Origin of the sequence: uncultured Clostridium sp. (assembly GCF_947036855.1) — a bacterium.
Classification (GTDB): Bacteria; Bacillota; Clostridia; order Clostridiales; family Clostridiaceae; genus Sarcina.
In genome coordinates this window covers 14,200-30,101 of the sequence record NZ_CAMQRY010000012.1, presented here as the reverse complement: position 1 = coordinate 30,101, position 15,902 = coordinate 14,200, and the positions used below count along the sequence as shown (strand labels likewise).

At 27.6% G+C, this 15,902-nt stretch carries 19 protein-coding genes and 2 pseudogenes; 15 read left to right on the top strand and 6 right to left on the bottom strand.

What is annotated here, in order from left to right; translation table 11 throughout:
* A pseudogene (locus Q0V15_RS03065) lies at positions 1-993 on the top strand (phospho-sugar mutase); the annotation flags it as partial.
* Positions 994-1,092: 99 nt separating this feature from the next.
* On the opposite strand, the gene Q0V15_RS03060 reads toward Q0V15_RS03065, so the two are convergent.
* Both Q0V15_RS03060 and Q0V15_RS03055 read right to left on the bottom strand, forming a co-directional pair.
* Positions 1,093-2,445 (bottom strand): PFL family protein, encoded by a 1,353-nt coding sequence (locus tag Q0V15_RS03060; RefSeq protein WP_297435881.1) that lies wholly within the window; start codon positions 2,443-2,445, stop codon positions 1,093-1,095.
* A gap of 11 nt (positions 2,446-2,456) precedes the next feature.
* Positions 2,457-2,726, bottom strand: a complete 270-nt coding sequence (locus tag Q0V15_RS03055) for an ACT domain-containing protein (RefSeq protein ID WP_297435879.1) — start codon at positions 2,724-2,726, stop codon at positions 2,457-2,459.
* A gap of 185 nt (positions 2,727-2,911) precedes the next feature.
* On the opposite strand from Q0V15_RS03055, the pseudogene Q0V15_RS03050 reads away from it, so the two are divergent.
* The 3 genes and pseudogenes from Q0V15_RS03050 to Q0V15_RS03040 all read left to right on the top strand — a co-directional run.
* A pseudogene (locus Q0V15_RS03050) lies at positions 2,912-3,775 on the top strand (tRNA 2-thiocytidine biosynthesis TtcA family protein); the annotation flags it as partial.
* Positions 3,776-4,058: 283 nt separating this feature from the next.
* Positions 4,059-4,331, top strand: a complete 273-nt coding sequence (locus Q0V15_RS03045) for a hypothetical protein (protein WP_297435877.1) — start codon at positions 4,059-4,061, stop codon at positions 4,329-4,331.
* A gap of 145 nt (positions 4,332-4,476) precedes the next feature.
* Positions 4,477-4,974 carry an NUDIX hydrolase gene (locus tag Q0V15_RS03040; RefSeq protein WP_297435875.1) on the top strand — a complete coding sequence of 166 codons (498 nt, stop codon included), beginning with the start codon at positions 4,477-4,479 and terminating at the stop codon, positions 4,972-4,974.
* 28 nt (positions 4,975-5,002) lie between these two features.
* On the opposite strand, the gene Q0V15_RS03035 is transcribed toward Q0V15_RS03040, so the two are convergent.
* Positions 5,003-5,725 (bottom strand): glycerophosphodiester phosphodiesterase, encoded by a 723-nt coding sequence (locus tag Q0V15_RS03035; RefSeq protein WP_297435873.1) that lies wholly within the window; start codon positions 5,723-5,725, stop codon positions 5,003-5,005.
* Between the two features lie 92 nt (positions 5,726-5,817).
* Between Q0V15_RS03035 and Q0V15_RS03030 the strand changes: the two genes are divergently transcribed.
* The 6 genes from Q0V15_RS03030 (at position 5,818) to Q0V15_RS03005 (ending at position 8,256) form a co-directional block, all read left to right on the top strand.
* Positions 5,818-6,003, top strand: a complete 186-nt coding sequence (locus Q0V15_RS03030) for a hypothetical protein (RefSeq protein ID WP_297435872.1) — start codon at positions 5,818-5,820, stop codon at positions 6,001-6,003.
* The gene (locus Q0V15_RS03025) at positions 6,004-6,189 is read left to right on the top strand and encodes a hypothetical protein (RefSeq protein ID WP_297435870.1); all 186 of its coding nucleotides are present in this window, start codon (positions 6,004-6,006) and stop codon (positions 6,187-6,189) included.
* A 114-nt stretch (positions 6,190-6,303) separates the two neighbouring features.
* A complete protein-coding gene (locus Q0V15_RS03020; protein WP_297435869.1) occupies positions 6,304-6,492 on the top strand; it encodes a DUF4250 domain-containing protein in 189 nt (62 codons plus the stop codon).
* A gap of 29 nt (positions 6,493-6,521) precedes the next feature.
* Positions 6,522-7,472: a carbohydrate kinase family protein gene (locus tag Q0V15_RS03015; RefSeq protein WP_297435867.1), complete on the top strand. Its 951-nt coding sequence runs from the start codon at positions 6,522-6,524 to the stop codon at positions 7,470-7,472.
* 35 nt (positions 7,473-7,507) lie between these two features.
* Entirely contained in the window at positions 7,508-7,654 is a 147-nt protein-coding gene (locus Q0V15_RS03010) for a hypothetical protein (protein WP_297435865.1), read from the top strand.
* A gap of 56 nt (positions 7,655-7,710) precedes the next feature.
* On the top strand, positions 7,711-8,256 hold the full coding sequence (locus Q0V15_RS03005; protein ID WP_297435863.1) for a hemerythrin domain-containing protein: 546 nt from the start codon (positions 7,711-7,713) through the stop codon (positions 8,254-8,256).
* Between the two features lie 41 nt (positions 8,257-8,297).
* On the opposite strand, the gene Q0V15_RS03000 is transcribed toward Q0V15_RS03005, so the two are convergent.
* The gene (locus Q0V15_RS03000) at positions 8,298-9,005 is read right to left on the bottom strand and encodes a polysaccharide deacetylase family protein (protein WP_297435861.1); all 708 of its coding nucleotides are present in this window, start codon (positions 9,003-9,005) and stop codon (positions 8,298-8,300) included.
* A 143-nt stretch (positions 9,006-9,148) separates the two neighbouring features.
* Here Q0V15_RS03000 and Q0V15_RS02995 point away from each other — a divergent pair, with 143 nt between their 5' ends.
* Both Q0V15_RS02995 and Q0V15_RS02990 read left to right on the top strand, forming a co-directional pair.
* Complete coding sequence (locus tag Q0V15_RS02995) at positions 9,149-9,433, top strand: hypothetical protein (protein ID WP_297435859.1); 285 nt, start codon at positions 9,149-9,151, stop codon at positions 9,431-9,433.
* A gap of 10 nt (positions 9,434-9,443) precedes the next feature.
* A complete protein-coding gene (locus tag Q0V15_RS02990; RefSeq protein ID WP_297435857.1) occupies positions 9,444-10,304 on the top strand; it encodes a LysR substrate-binding domain-containing protein in 861 nt (286 codons plus the stop codon).
* A 43-nt stretch (positions 10,305-10,347) separates the two neighbouring features.
* Here Q0V15_RS02990 and Q0V15_RS02985 read toward each other — a convergent pair whose 3' ends face one another.
* Positions 10,348-11,013: a hemolysin III family protein gene (locus Q0V15_RS02985; RefSeq protein WP_297435855.1), complete on the bottom strand. Its 666-nt coding sequence runs from the start codon at positions 11,011-11,013 to the stop codon at positions 10,348-10,350.
* 190 nt (positions 11,014-11,203) lie between these two features.
* Here Q0V15_RS02985 and Q0V15_RS02980 point away from each other — a divergent pair, with 190 nt between their 5' ends.
* Together Q0V15_RS02980 and Q0V15_RS02975 are read left to right on the top strand one after the other, a co-directional pair.
* Complete coding sequence (locus Q0V15_RS02980; protein ID WP_297435853.1) at positions 11,204-11,773, top strand: DUF1836 domain-containing protein; 570 nt, start codon at positions 11,204-11,206, stop codon at positions 11,771-11,773.
* Between the two features lie 77 nt (positions 11,774-11,850).
* Positions 11,851-12,393 (top strand): prealbumin-like fold domain-containing protein, encoded by a 543-nt coding sequence (locus tag Q0V15_RS02975; RefSeq protein WP_297435851.1) that lies wholly within the window; start codon positions 11,851-11,853, stop codon positions 12,391-12,393.
* 63 nt (positions 12,394-12,456) lie between these two features.
* Here the strand turns inward: Q0V15_RS02975 and abc-f are convergent, their stop codons facing one another.
* Positions 12,457-14,376, bottom strand: a complete 1,920-nt coding sequence (abc-f, locus tag Q0V15_RS02970) for a ribosomal protection-like ABC-F family protein (protein WP_297435849.1) — start codon at positions 14,374-14,376, stop codon at positions 12,457-12,459.
* Between the two features lie 194 nt (positions 14,377-14,570).
* On the opposite strand from abc-f, the gene Q0V15_RS02965 reads away from it, so the two are divergent.
* A complete protein-coding gene (locus Q0V15_RS02965; RefSeq protein ID WP_297435847.1) occupies positions 14,571-15,872 on the top strand; it encodes an aminotransferase class V-fold PLP-dependent enzyme in 1,302 nt (433 codons plus the stop codon).
* The last annotated feature ends 30 nt before the right edge of the window (positions 15,873-15,902 follow it).

Below are 15,902 nucleotides of genomic sequence, written 5' to 3'. Positions count from 1 at the left end.
GGAGGTGTCCCTGTTCAAAAAGTTCTTAAAGAATTAGGTTTTGAAAATCTTTCAGTAGTAAAAGAACAAGAGGCTCCTAATGGAGATTTTCCAACTGTAGGATATCCAAATCCAGAAGATCCAAATGCTTTTAAAATGGCTATAGGTCTTGCTAAATCAAAAAGTGCCGATATAATAATTGGAACAGATCCAGATGGTGATAGACTAGGGCTTATAGCTAGGGATAATGCAGGTGAATATAGAGTTATAAATGGGAATCAAATAGGTATATTATTAACTGAATATATTTTGAAATCATATAAGGAACTTAAAGAGATTCAAAGTAATAGTTATGTTGTAAAAACAATAGTTTCAAGTGAGGCTATTGATGCTATAGCAGATAGTTATAATGTTAAAGTGCTTAGTACTTTAACTGGCTTTAAAAATATTGCAGAGCAGATGAGAGAGTTTACTGATATAAAAGGAAGTAAATATTTATTTGGCTTTGAAGAAAGTCATGGATATCTTGCAGGAGATTTTGTACGAGATAAGGATGGTGTTATAGCATGTACACTAGCTTGTGAAATGGCACTTTATTATAAAACTATAGGTAAAACACTTTTTGATGTATTAGATGACATATATAAGGAATATGGATATTTTAAAGAAACTACAATACCAATTGAGATAGAGGGATTAGGAGGTATTCAAAAAATATCAAAATGTATGGAAGAATTAAGAAGTTTAGATATTAAATTTATCTGCAATAAAAAACTTCAAAATAAATATGATTTTAAAGATGGAATTAAATTTAGAGGATTAGAACTTCCAAAGTCTAATGTATTAAAGTTTGAATTTGAAGATAATTATACATTTATGGCTAGACCTTCAGGTACAGAGCCTAAATTAAAAATATATTTATTTGTTAAAGGAATTAGTGAAGAATTAGCAGAAAAAGAAATGAATGTATTTAAAGACGAAGTTATGAAAATAGTTAATTCATTTTTAGTATAAATATTTTTTTAGATTAGATAATTAAATGAGTTTAAATATAAATTATTTAAAGAGAAAACAAGCTGATTTTTTTAATTAAAAAATCAGCTTGTTTTTATTTTAATTTTTAAGTGAATGAAGAGGAGCTGGTATTCTACCACCTCTTTCAATAAATAAGTCACAATTACCTGGAGATGTTCTCATAATTGGAGCAGTTCCAAGAAGTCCTCCGAACTCTACAACTTCTCCGACCTCTTTACCAGGTACGGGAATTAATCTAACAGCTGTAGTTTTATTATTAATCATACCGATAGCAGCTTCATCAGCTATAATTCCAGAAATAGTTGCAGCACTAGTTGAACCAGGTAATGCTATCATATCAAGTCCAACTGAACAAACACAAGTCATAGCTTCAAGTTTTTCAATATTTAAGAAACCATTTGCCACTTGTTCTATCATACATTCATCTTCTGATACTGGAATGAAAGCTCCACTTAGCCCTCCAACAGATGATGAAGCCATAAGCCCACCTTTTTTTACTGCATCATTTAGCATAGCAAGAGCAGCTGTAGTTCCATGCGTTCCACAATTTGATAAGCCTATTTCTTCTAAAATTCTTCCAACAGAATCACCAACAGCAGGAGTTGGTGCAAGAGATAAATCTACTATTCCAAATGGAATATCAAGTCTTCTTGAAGCTTCGTTTGCTACAAGTTGACCAATTCTTGTTATTTTAAAGGCAGTTTTCTTGATAGTTTCAGCAACTTCTTGGAAGCTTTGACCCTTAACATCTTCAAGAGCTCTTTTGATTACTCCAGGTCCACTAACACCTACATTTATTACTTTTTCAGCTTCTCCAACACCGTGGAAAGCACCAGCCATAAATGGATTATCTTCAACTGCATTACAGAATATTACAAGTTTTGCACATCCGAATCCATCAGGAGTTATTGCAGCAGTTTCCTTTGTGATTTCTCCCATACGTTTTACAGCATCCATATTTATACCGTATCTAGTTGATCCAATATTTACAGAAGAACAAACTATATCAGTTTCTTTTAATGCCTGTGGAATAGAATTTATAAGTGTTAAATCACTATCAGTAAATCCTTTGTGTACTAAGGCAGAAAATCCACCTATGAAGTTAACCCCAACTTCTTTAGCAGCTCTATCCATTGCTTTAGCTATTGGAACATAACTTTTTGCACCAGTTGCAGCAGCTATTAAAGAAATTGGTGTTACAGATATTCTTTTATTTATTATAGGAATACCATATTCTTTTTCAATTTCTTCACCAACTTTAACTAAATCTTTAGCATTTTTAGTGATTTTATCATATACCTTTTGACAAACAGTATCTATATTATCGCTAGCGCAATCAAGAAGTGATAGTCCAAGAGTTATAGTTCTTACATCAAGATTTTGCTCTTTAATCATAGATAGAGTTTCAATAACCTCATTTTGATTAATCATATTTAAGCCCCCTAAATTTTGTGAATTGAGTTAAATATATCTTCATGTTGTATAGATATATCAACAGCAGCACTTGTAGCATAGTCTTTTAAAATCTTTTTAAGTTCACCAAATTCTTTGTTTGATCCTGAAACATCAGTAATCATCATCATTGTAAAATAGTCTTTCATTATTGTTTGGCTTATGTCTAAGATATTAACATTAGTTTCTGATAAAACTTTAGAAACTTCATAAATTATACCAACCCTATCTTTTCCAACAACTGTAATAACAGCTTTCATATAAAACACCCCAATTTTAATTTGTTTTTCTATAATTATACCAAATAATAACTACAAAAACATTAAAAATGTTCGACAAATGATAAAATATACTAAAAAAGTGTACTTATAAAAATTAACTATTAAAAAAAACTTATATAAGATATAATAAAGTGTAAATTTTTAAAATAGGTAGAGGTGATTATATGAGCGATTTAGCAGGAAATGGATGCGATATTTTAATTCCATTTAATGAAAGAAAGCCACTTGATGAAATAGAAAGAAGTTTAATTAAAACATATAGAAAAAAAGTTTGGACAAAATTTATAAAAGCTATTAAGGATTATAATCTTGTTGAAGACGGAGATAAAATAGGAGTTGCGATATCAGGAGGAAAAGATTCTTTAATTATGGCAAAGCTATTCCAAGAACTTAAAAGACATGGAAAAGTTAATTTTGAACTTGAGTTTATAGCAATGGACCCAGGGTATCATAAAAATATTAGAGAACTTTTAGAGGATAACTGTAAGTATTTAAATATTCCTCTTACAATATATGAATCAGGAATATTTCAGGTTGTTGATAAGATAGCTAAGGATTATCCATGTTATATGTGTGCTAGAATGCGTCGTGGTTCATTATATATGAAAGCAAAGGAACTTGGTTGTAATAAACTTGCACTTGGTCATCATTTTAATGATGTTATTGAAACTACTATGCTTAACGTATTATATGGTGGTAACTTTAAAACAATGCTTCCAAAACTTAGAGCAAGTAACTTTGAGGGAATAGAACTTATTAGACCTATGTATTACATAGAAGAAAATTATATTAAAAACTTTATACAAAATGCTGGTATATGGCCACTTAACTGTGCATGTATGGTTGCAGCTAAGAAAATTGGAAATAAGCGTGTTGAGATAAAAGATATGATTGAAGAACTAAAATTAAAATTTAAAGATGTTGATAAATCTATATTTAAAGCAGCAGAGAATGTTGATTTAGATGGGATTATAGGATATAAAGTTGCTGGAGAGAAACATTCATATTTAGAAACTTATGAAGTGAACAATGAAATGGAAGCTGATATTAATGCATTTAAACTTAAAGGGTCAGTAGAAGCAGGGGCGAGAGCTGAAAAAGAAAGAATTGCAAAAGAACTTCTAGATATATTAGATGTTGAAACTATAGCAGAAAAAGTTGGTCTTGAAATTTCGAAGGTTGAAAAACTTAAGGAATTTCAAGAACTTTAAAAATAGAAGCCTGAGATTTTAAAAATCTCAGGCTTTTTTACATAAAAAAATAAATTGTTAAATATAATTAGCTAAGAAGTAATTTTTAGAGGTGTGTATTTTGATATTAGTTGTGGAGCTTCCAACTCCTAGGATTATTAAAAAAAAGATTAAAAAATATTTAACAAGAGAAAGAGTAGGTATTTATGGTTTACTGATTGGTGGGTGTATTATTGTATGCTCAAGTTCAATTCCGATAAAAATAATACCTATTTCTGCATTGTTATACTGTGGATTTGCTTATGAAATTATAGAAAAACATGATTTTGTAATAGAAGATCAAGAACTTTTAGAGCATTTACTTAGAACATACAGTAATAATATGTATTTTTAGGGGAGTATAACTATAAATACGAATGATAAGAAGTTGAGCTAATTATATAAGGAATTATATATACAAACTTCATGAAATTTACATACAAATTTTTAGACAAATAAGGTATACTTATATAGAGAATTTTGTGTGAGGAGAGATGTGGGTGAAGCTTATAAAAGAAATATTTAATGAATGTATAGGTCTTAGCAGTAATAAAAAAGATAGAGTATATAATTTAGCAAGATCTTCAAGAGCTGTTGTTTTTAATGGTGATAGGGTTGCACTTTTAAATGTAAAAAATGAAGGTTATCATAAATTGCCAGGTGGTAAGATTGATAAAGATGAAACTAGAGAAGAGGCAGTTATAAGAGAAGTGTCAGAAGAAATTGGATATAAAATGAATATAACCGAAGAACTAGGACTTATAATTGAATATTCAGATGATACAAGCTTTATGCAGTTATCATTTGCATATAAAGGTATTATTTTAGAAAAAAGTAATATCAATTTATCTGAAAATGAGATTAATCAGGGTATAGAAGTAGAATGGTATTACATAGATGAAGCTATAAAGATTTTAAGAGAAGAAAAACCAGATAGTTATCATGGGAAATTTATAGTTAATAGAGATTTAAGCTTTTTAGAAGAAGCTTTAAAATAATAAGGAAAAGGATTTAGAGCATTTTGCCCTAAATCCTTTTTTCATCTATAAGTATTTGATGTAGTTTATCAGGGTGATTTGTTATTATTGAAGTTATTCCTTCTTTAATAAACTTTCGCATATGTGATTCTTTATTTATGGTATAACTATTAACTTCTATATTATTTTTAAGCATATTTTTAAGTGAGTTTCTACTAAGAAGAAGAGATATATAATTAGGGTGCATTGCATCAGCACCACACATTTGGCAGTATTTATGTGGGCTTAAAAGAATAGAATCATATAATATTCCTGTCTTTATAGTCTTATCAATAGTTTTAATTTTAGACATAGATTCATGGTTGAAAGATGAAAGTATAATTCTATTTTTAAAATTAAATTTATCTATAAGATCAAGTGTTTTTTCTTCCATTGTTGAATACTCAAGTATACTATTTTTTAGTTCTATATTAGTATAAATATTATTTTCTTTTGCAAATTCTAAATATTCCTCAAGGCTTGGTATTTTTTCATTTTCTCCTGCATTAAAAGTTCTTATTTCACTATAAGTAAAATCTTTAACAAATCCTTTTACACCTGTTGTTCTTTCAAGTTTTTCATCATGAATGATAACAGGGACTAAGTCTTTTGTAAGCTGAACATCTAGTTCTATTCCATCACAAAAACCTTCTTCCTTAGCTTTTTTAAAGGCTAACATTGTATTTTCAGGATATAATGCAGAAAACCCACGATGTGCTATATTAAGTGTCATATAAAAAACCTCCATAAAAATATTAATATGTTTAAATATATCAATTTTAATGACATAATGGAATAGTAAATTTAAAAAATAGGAGGGGAAAAGTGGGTAGAGATTTTAAAACAGGAAATTTAATAGCAGTAATTATAGGTTTGATTTTAGCCGTTATAAGCTATGTTTTTTATGAAAAAAATATAGTTTTATCAATAGTTATATTTTTAGCTGTTGGTTTAATTTATAGAAAATATATAAAGAATAAAAAATTTAAAAGATTTGGAGATGGTGAATAAATGGAAGTCAAGATTTTTGTAAAAGGTAGTAAAGATCCTATTACATATAAGGGTGATAGAATTGATATTTTAGATTTTGAAATGGCAGGTGTTAAGTATAAGCAAGTTAGATATTTTAAAAAAGGATTTTCAAAATCAGAACTTGTAGAAGTTTCAATTATAACAAAGATTCAAGAAGTGAAATAGAACTGTTTAAGAAGAAAGTCTAAGAGTGTTAAAAAGTGATTTTATTTAATATTTGTAGTAGTACTAAAAGTCGTATATAATAAAGTAAAGTCACTTTATAATTGGAGGTTTTTTATGAATTTGAATAATTTTCAAACAATGGATCCATTTATGTTACTTAGTATAATAAATTTGAAACTTAGAGATTTCTATAATTCTTTAGATGCTTTATGTGAAGATTTAAACATAGATAAAAATGAATTGAAAAACATATTAAAAGAAAAAGATTTTGAATATATAGAGGCAGTAAATCAATTTAAGTAAAGCTTGATAGATAACTAGGAGGAATTTTAATGAACATAGGAAAAGAGCCATATATTTTAGTATTTGGAGCATCAATAGTAGATATATTTGGGTTTAGTAAATCTAAATACAGATCATATAACTCAACACCAGGAGAAGTTAAAATGTCATTTGGAGGAGTTTGTAGAAATATAGCTGAAAATATGGCTAGAGTAGAAGTAAATGTTAAGTTTATATCAATTTTAGGTGATGATGCTAATGGAAAAGCAATGTTAGCACATGGTATAGAACATGGATATGATATGTCAGACTCATTAGTTTTAGAGGGCATGGGAACACCTACTTATTTAGCTGTTTTAGATGAATATGGTGAGATGGTTTCAGCAGTTGTTGATGTTAAAAGTATAGATAAAATGAGCCCAGAGTTCATTGAAACTAAAAGAGACATAATTGAAGGGGCAGAATATATTGTTTTAGATTCAGATAATCCAGTTATAATGGAATATCTTTTAACAAACTTTGATAATAAATTTATTTTAGACCCAGTTTCAGCTGAAAAAGCAGCTGGTGTTAAACATTTAATTAAATACTTCCATACAATTAAGCCAAATAGACATGAGGCAGAAGTACTTGCTGGGTTCCCTATAATTGATGAAGAGGATTTAATAAGAGCTAGTAATCAGTTTAGAGCACTTGGAGTAGAAAAGGTATTTATAAGCCTTGATGCTGAAGGTATATTCTATAATGATGGAATAGAATGTGGTAAAGTATGTTCAGGTAAGGTTGAAGTTATCAATGTTACAGGAGCAGGAGATTCATTTGTTTCAGGAATGGGATATGGTTATTTAAATAATCTATCTACAGAAGAAACAGTTAAGTTTGCTATATCTATGTCTGTTTTAACAATTGCACATGAGCAAACTATACATCCAGAAATGTCACTTAAGAAAATTAATGAAATAGTAGACAATATAAAATGGCAAGCTAAAAAAATAAAATAAATTGGACTATGTTATAAAATAGGTGGTGAATTTATATGAAAATAAAAAAAGGTAAAGCAACAATACTAGCTTTAGCAACTGCTGCACTAATAGCATCTTTAGTTTATGACAAAAAGACTAATAAAAAAGAAGAAAATAAAGAATATGATGATGAGGATACAAATACATTCATCATTAAATAGGATATAGCATAGCTATATCCTTGTTTTTTATAATTTACAAGAGAAGAGGTAATTTTATGGACGCAATAGAATTTTTAAAAGATGAGCATAGAAATGTTGAAAGAATTTTAGAAGTTATAAAAGAAATGAATTATTTAGTATTAACTGATAGTAATAAGATAGATTATAATGACTTTAATATTATAATTGATTGTATTAGGAATTATGCAGATAAGATACACCATAAAAAAGAAGAAGATATGTTATTTAAAGTTATGGTAGAAAAGCTTCCAGAAGCTATAAGAAAGACTATACAGTATGGGATGCTAGTAGAACATGATCAAGGAAGAATGTTTGTAGCATCATTAGAAGAGGCTATAAAGCAATATAAAGATGGTGATGATAGAGCAAGACTTAGTATAATATCAAATTCTATGGAATATGTTCATTTGTTAGAAAGACATATAGATAAGGAAGATAGAGTAGTATTTAATTTTGCTAAAAACAATTTAGCTAATTTAGATAAAGAGTTATTAAATATTGAATTTTCTAAACATATAAATATATCAGAAATTAATATGTATTTAGAAAAAATAATAAAACTTGAAAAAAAATATTTATAAGAAAAGCACACTTTTTAGTATTATTAAAAAGTGTGCTTTTTTTATGGCGTAATATCTCTATCATTTTTTAGTTTATACATTTCAGGAGTATCAGTTGTTATAGTTTTAAACACATAATTATTTGATTTATAATAATCAATAATTTGTTTTAAAGCTACAACAGAATTTTTATTTAAATCTGTACAATGCATTAAAAGAATAATATTATCTTTTTTACTTATTGAGTTTTTATAGATATTATAGGCTGTATTATATGGATTTTGCCCATCAAGAGAATCTACATTCCAGTCGTAAATTTTAAAGTTATTATCATGGACAGCAATTTCAAATGGTTTACTTAGTTTAAATGTATCATTATAAGTTCCAAAAGGAAATCTTATGATATTAGAGGTAGTACCTGTTAGCTCTAATAATAAATCATTGGTTTTAGTCATTTCATTTATAAAAGCTTCTTTAGAAGAATATAAAATATCTCTATTATGAGAAAATGAGTGAAGCCCTATAGCATGATTATCATTTATTAGTCTATTTAAACAAGTAGTATTTTCCTTAAGTGTGTTACCCATTATAAAAAAAGTTCCTTTAATACCTTCACTTTCTAAAATATTTAAAATTTCATTGGTAACTTTTGAAGATATTCCATCATCAAAGGTCAAGTATATTGACTTTTCTGTTAATGTATTTGCAAATATTGTTGCACTTGGAAAAGTAATAAAAATTAAGCATACTATTAAAATTATTTTTTTCATTATATTAAGTCCTCTTTTCTTTTAATATCTATAATTATTTTTCACTAAAATATGAAATATTATAAATAAATATTTAAAGATTTTAAAAACTCTTTTTACTATGATATAATTAGTTAAAATATTGATAGAATGAAGGGGTTTTTATGAAGAGTATAATAAAGATAATAATATTTTTAGTTATAGCATTTTTCGTTGCAAAAGTGTTTCTATATTTATTGATACCATTAGTGATTATAGTCGTAGGACTTGTATTTTACTCAAGGTATAAAATTAAAAAAATGGCTAAAAAGTTTGAAGAAGAACAAAATCAGACAGTTCATTTTAGTCAGGAACAAACTCCTGAAAATGCTAAAGAAAAGATTGATAAAGAAGATCACTTCAATGGAACAGTTATAGATGTTGATTTTGAAGATATAAAAAAAGATTAGAGGCAAGAATATGAATTTTAGAAAATTAAATATATTTTATGAAACAGCAAATGCTCTTAATATGACGGAGGTAGGGAAGAAGCTTTACATAAGTCAGCCATCAGTAAGTCAAGCAATTAAAGAAATTGAAAAAGAAATTGGAGTAAATTTATTTGATAGAATAGGTAAAAAGTTATATTTGACATATGAGGGTGAAGTTTATTTGAAATATACAAAAAGAATACTTAATCTTTATGATGAAGTTAAAATTGTTTTAGAAAATTCTAGTGATAATATAAATGGAAAAATTAGAATAGGTGCAAGTACTACTATAGGAGTTTATGTTCTTCCAAAGATTATAAAGCAATTTTTAACAGAAAATGAGAGGGTTGAGATTTCTGTTGTGATAGAAAATACAACTTCAATAGAAAAAATGCTATTAGATAATACTGTTGATGTAGCATTCGTTGAAGGTAAAATTAAATGTAGTGATATTATAGAAGAAGATATTATAAAAGATAAATTAATATTTATAAAATCAAAAGATTATAAATATAGAGAAGATAGTAGCTTGTCACTTATTATGAGAGAACTTGGAAGTGGGACAAGGGACATTGTTGAAAGTGTTCTTAAACTTAAAGAGACTGATTATAATATAATGATGGAGCTTGGTAGTACAGAGGCTATTTTAAAAGTAGTTGAGGTAGGACTTGGAATTGCTTGTGTGCCATATATATGTGCACAAAAGAAAATAGAAGAGGGTATACTTGAGGAAATTAAAATAACTGGGATAGATAATATTAAAAGAGATTTTAAGTTTATCTATCATCAAGACAAATTTTTATCAAATGCAATGAATGCTTTTGTAAAATCTGTAAAATCATATAAATAATAAAACCTACACTATAAACCGAAGTTTGTAGTGTAGGTTTTTTCTATCTAAAAACATAGAAGTATATACAAATGAAATGTGCTAGGCTTCCAAGCATAATAAATAAATGAAATATTTCATGGAATCCTAGATATTTAAATTCTAAAAATTTAGGTTTAATAGCATAGATAACACCACCTATTGTATAGGCAATACCACCAGCAACAAGCCAAAATACACCAGCTAGAGAAATTGTATGATATAGTGGTGAGATTAAAAGCACTGCAAACCACCCCATTCCAATATAAATAGCAGTTGAAAGCCATCTTGGGCAGTTGAACCAAAGCATTTTGAATATTACTCCTGCTATAGTCATTAAAATAATAACAGAGGTGAAAATTATTTTAGTGCTACCAGTTAGTACAAGTAAACAAAATGGAATATAAGTTCCACATATAAGTATAAAAATCATAGAGTGATCAAGTCTTCTAAGAAATGCTATACGCTCATTACTAGTAATAACTAAATGATAAAATGCTGATGCACTATATAAAAGTATAAGACTTACACCAAATACAATTGCAGAAATAATACCAAGGTCTGTATTAATATTAAAAGTTTCTGCTTTTTGAATTAATACAATTAATGCAATTACAGATAATATAGCACCTACAAGATGTGTAAATCCATTTATTGGTTCTCTAAATTTTAGTTTTTTAGTTTTTTTCATTTTAATAACTCCTATCAATTAATATCTATAATTCGACATCTAGTTTTTAAAACTATATGCTATAATACGATTATCGCTTAAAAGAATATCGATGTCAATAAAATTTTTGTGATTTTTTGATTAATTTATTTAATTTCTGATATAATTAATATAAAATCTAGTTTTAATAACTACATATGGCGGTGTTGGAATGAAAAATATAGAAGAGTATATACAGGAATTAAAATTATTAAATAATATAGAAATTAAAGACATACCCGAAATAGACCTTTATATGGATCAAGTTATACAACTTTTTGAATCAAAACTTGATAGCTTTAAAAGAAATGATGAAGATAAGATAATGACAAAAACTATGATAAATAATTATGTTAAAGGAAAACTCCTAATGCCTGTTAACAAAAAAAAATATTCAAAGGAACATATAATGCTTATAAATATGATATATCAACTAAAAGGAGGATTATCTATATCTGATATTAAAGAGATACTTGAGAGTATAGCTGATAATATAGAAAAAAATGATAATGTTTCTATTGAAGATACTTATAAAAATTATATTGAGATTAATATTGAAAATTCTAAGGATTTTGAAGATGAGATAAGAAAAATTGATAGTATTATGAAAGAAAAAATAAAGGGGAATGAAGAAAATAGTGAACTATTAATAGTTACAACTTTAATAAATAAATCTAATATGTATCGAAGACTTGCAGAGAAAATAATTGATGATGGAAAGGAAAGTAAAATAAAAAAATAAGCACCCTAAGAGATTAATCGACATATATATATATTAAGTAAAGTCATAATATTTAAATAAACTTAGGAGGTAGAGTTATGAACTTTGAAGAATATATGAATTGTCAAAATGGCGAGTGGGTAGATCCATGTAATTGTGGGTGTAAAGAAGAAAAAGAAGATGAGTGTGATGAGTGTTTAGAGGATAGAATTGATCCTAGTTGTATGAGTTGTTGTAGACCTGTATATAAACCATTACCATCAATGGGAAGAGTTGAAATTTTTTCAATTTTAAATTGTGTAGATGGAGAACCAATAAGTGGAGTTCCTTTTAATTTATACACAATTGAAAATGGTTGTGAAAAATTAGTAACTAGCCAAAAAACAGATTGTAATGGTAAGGTTGAATTTGGATGCTTAGAGAATGGATTATATAGAGTTCAACAAATTGTTGATGAATGTGTTTTTGAATGTCCAGAATATTATCCATGTAAAGAATTTTGTATTACTGAGGCAACAAAATGCCAAAGAATATATGTTATAAACAAATTAAGACAAATGGATAGATGTTTAAAGCAAATGATAGATAAAGCGGCTGAAGATGCTGTGAAAAAAGTTCTTTGCAGATATAGATGTAGATAATTTAATAGTATAAAATTTATTTTTTACTCTAAAAAAGGTGGTTGCTATTTGCAACCACCTTTTTTATTCTTGTATGTTTTCCCAATCTTCATAAAGACTAGCAAGCTTTTCTTCTAATAGAGAAATTTCTCTATTTACTCGTTCGCTTTCAGTAGGATTTGAGTAAATACTTTCTTTACATAAATCTTCTTGTAAAGTAGTTAGTTCTTCTTCTGTACTATTAATATCATTTTCAACAAGTTTAATTTTATTTTTACTAGCTTTTACTAGTTTTTCTTGTTCCTTTTTCTTTTTACGCTCATCTTTTACTTGTGTTTTAGTTTTATCAGGATTATCAATAGTAAAAGTTTCAAATCTATTAGGATTTTCTTTCTTTTCTGAGTAATAACTATAATTACCAAGATAAGTATTTAATGATGTTTCTTCAAGTTCAACAATTTTTGAAATTACCTTATTTAAGAAATATCTATCATGTGATATTACAATAAGAGTTCCATCATAGCTAAGAATAGCATCTTCAAGGGCTTCTCTAGATAGAATATCAAGATGATTAGTAGGCTCATCTAAAAGCAGGAAATTAGATTTTGATAGCATTATCTTAAGTAGGTTAATTCTACATTTTTCCCCACCACTTAAAAGTGAAATTTCTTTAAATACATCATCACCTGTAAATAGGAAAGATGCAAGAGCATTTCTAAGCTCTGTAGTTGTCATTTTAGGGAAGGCATCCCATACTTCATCAATTATAGTTTTACTAAGATTTAGGTCAGATTGCTCTTGATCATAGTACCCAGTTACAACATTTCTACCAAGCGTTATAGAACCGCTATCATAAGTAGCTTTATCAAGTAGCATCTTGAATAGAGTAGTTTTTCCTCTACCATTTTCTCCAATTAAAGCAACTTTTTCACCTCTTTTAACATCAAAAGAAATATTTTCAAAAAGTTTTTTATCAGAGAAGCTTTTTGAAATATTCTCTATATGAAGAACATCATTACCACTTTTTATATCAGTTTCAAATTTTATATTAGTAGAACGTCCAGCTGTTTCAGGAGATTCTATTCGCTCCATTTTATCAAGAACTTTTTCTCTACTTTCAGCAGCTTTAATACTTTTTTCTCTATTAAATGAACGGAATTTTTCAATAATGTCTTCTTGTCTTTTAATTTCAACTTGCTGAAGTTTATATGCTTTAGCTCTTGCTTCAATATCTTTTTCACGAAGTTCTATAAACTTTGTATAACTAGCATTATAGAAGTAAATCTTTCCACTTAGTAATTCACAAGTAGCACTTGTAACACAGTCAAGGAAAAATCTATCATGAGAGATTACAAGGACAGTACCTTTGTAAGCCTTAAGATATTCTTCAAGCCATTCTATAGCATTTAAGTCTAAATGATTTGTAGGCTCATCTAAAAGTAAAATATCAGGCTTTGAAAGTAAAAGCTTACAAAGAGCCACTCTAGTTTTTTGTCCACCACTTAGAGAGTGGATTACTTTATTATAATCACCTTCAAAAAAGCTAAGACCTCTTAGCACACGAGAAATTTCTCCTTTATAAGTATAACCACCTATATTTTCAAGGATTTCTTGTGATGTAGTATAATCCTTAATAAGTTTAGTATGGTATTCCTCTTTACTTGGGTCGTATGGCTCAGCCATTTTTACTTCAAGTTTTATTAATTTATTTTCAAGTTCTAGTATTCTAGGGAAGATAGATAGCATTTCATCATAAATACTTTTATCTTCATCAAGTGATAATGTTTGAGATAGGTATCCGATAGATTTATTTCTATCTATAAATAAATCACCAGAATCACTAGAAAGTTGCTTTGTTATAATTTTGAAAAGTGTAGATTTTCCTTCTCCATTTCCACCAATTAAACCAACCTTATCTCCTTCATTTATATTAAATGTGATATCTTTTAATATTTCATCTATTCCATAACTTTTTTTAATATTTTTACAACTTAAAACAATCATATGTTAATAACTCCTTTTCTACACTAGATTATATGTATATCTAATATAAACACTAAAATAATTATACTAACAACAGTAGGTAATTTCAAATTTATATTCTTATGAAAAGGAAAAGTGAATAGAATATCTTTACATAAGAATATTAAAAGAACGAATTATCTAATAGATGAGTATAATATATTGGAGGTAATGATATGAGGGATGATAATAGAGAATATAGAAAGCTTTTTGTTGGTGTTGATACTGAAATCCAAAAAGAAGATGGGAGCAAGATAGTTCCGATAAATTTTGATAATGCAGCAACCACTCCAGCATTTAAATTAGTTAAAGGGAATGTAATTAAATATATGGAGACATATGGTTCTATAGGGAGAGGGAGTGGATTAAAGAGTATAGAAACAACAGCTACCTATGAATTTTCAAGAAATGTAGTTTTAGACTTTTTTAACGTAAAAGATGATGGGGAATATACAGTTATTTATGTTAAAAATACAACCGAGGGAATCAATTTACTTGCAAATATATTAATAGATAATAAAGAAGAAAAGGTTTTAGCAACAAGAATGGAGCATCATGCTAATGATTTACCATGGCGAAATGTTGCGCAGATGATGTATCTAGAAACTGATGAAGATGGAAAATTAAATTATGATAATTTAGATAATATTATTAAAGAAAATAATATTAAGGTTGTTACAATAACTGCGGCATCAAATGTTACTGGCTATATAAATCCTATAAATAAAATAGCTAAAATAGCTCATGAAAATGGTGCTATGATAGTGGTAGATGCAGCTCAAATTATAGCACATAGTAAAATTGAAATATCTCCAATAATTGAAAATGAAAGTATAGATTTTTTAGTTTTTTCAGGTCATAAAATGTATTCACCTATGGGAACAGGAGTTATAATTGCGCGAAAAAGTTTAATTAAAAATAAAAAACCATTTTTGAGAGGTGGAGGAGCAGTTAATATAGTTTTTGATAATGAAGAATATTGGGGGGAGATTCCTGAAAAGTATGAGGCGGGAACACCTAATTTTTTTGGAGTTGTAGGAATAGTTAGCTCCATTATACAACTTAAAGAACTTGGGATGGAAAATATAGGGCGGTATGAAGATGCGTTAAAGAAATATTTATTTGCTGGAGTTAGAGATATAAAAAATATAAGAGAATATGGTTGTAGAGATTGTGAAAATAGACTTTCATTATTAAGTATTAATGCAGATGGTAAAGATCATAGAACTGTAGCGAAAGAATTATCAGATATTAGAGGGATCGCGGTTCGTAGTGGATGTTTTTGTGCACATTCATATGTTAAAAGACTGCTTGGACTTAAAGATCAAGATACTAAAAAATATTTATATGATGAAAATCTAGAAAGACCAGGACTTGTTAGGATAAGTCTTGGTTTATATAATAGTATTGATGAAATTGATGAGTTTTTAAATGTTTTAGAGGATATAAGTGAAAGTAAAAATAAAATAATATATTAAAGCAAAAAAACAGCTAGGCAAACCTAGCTG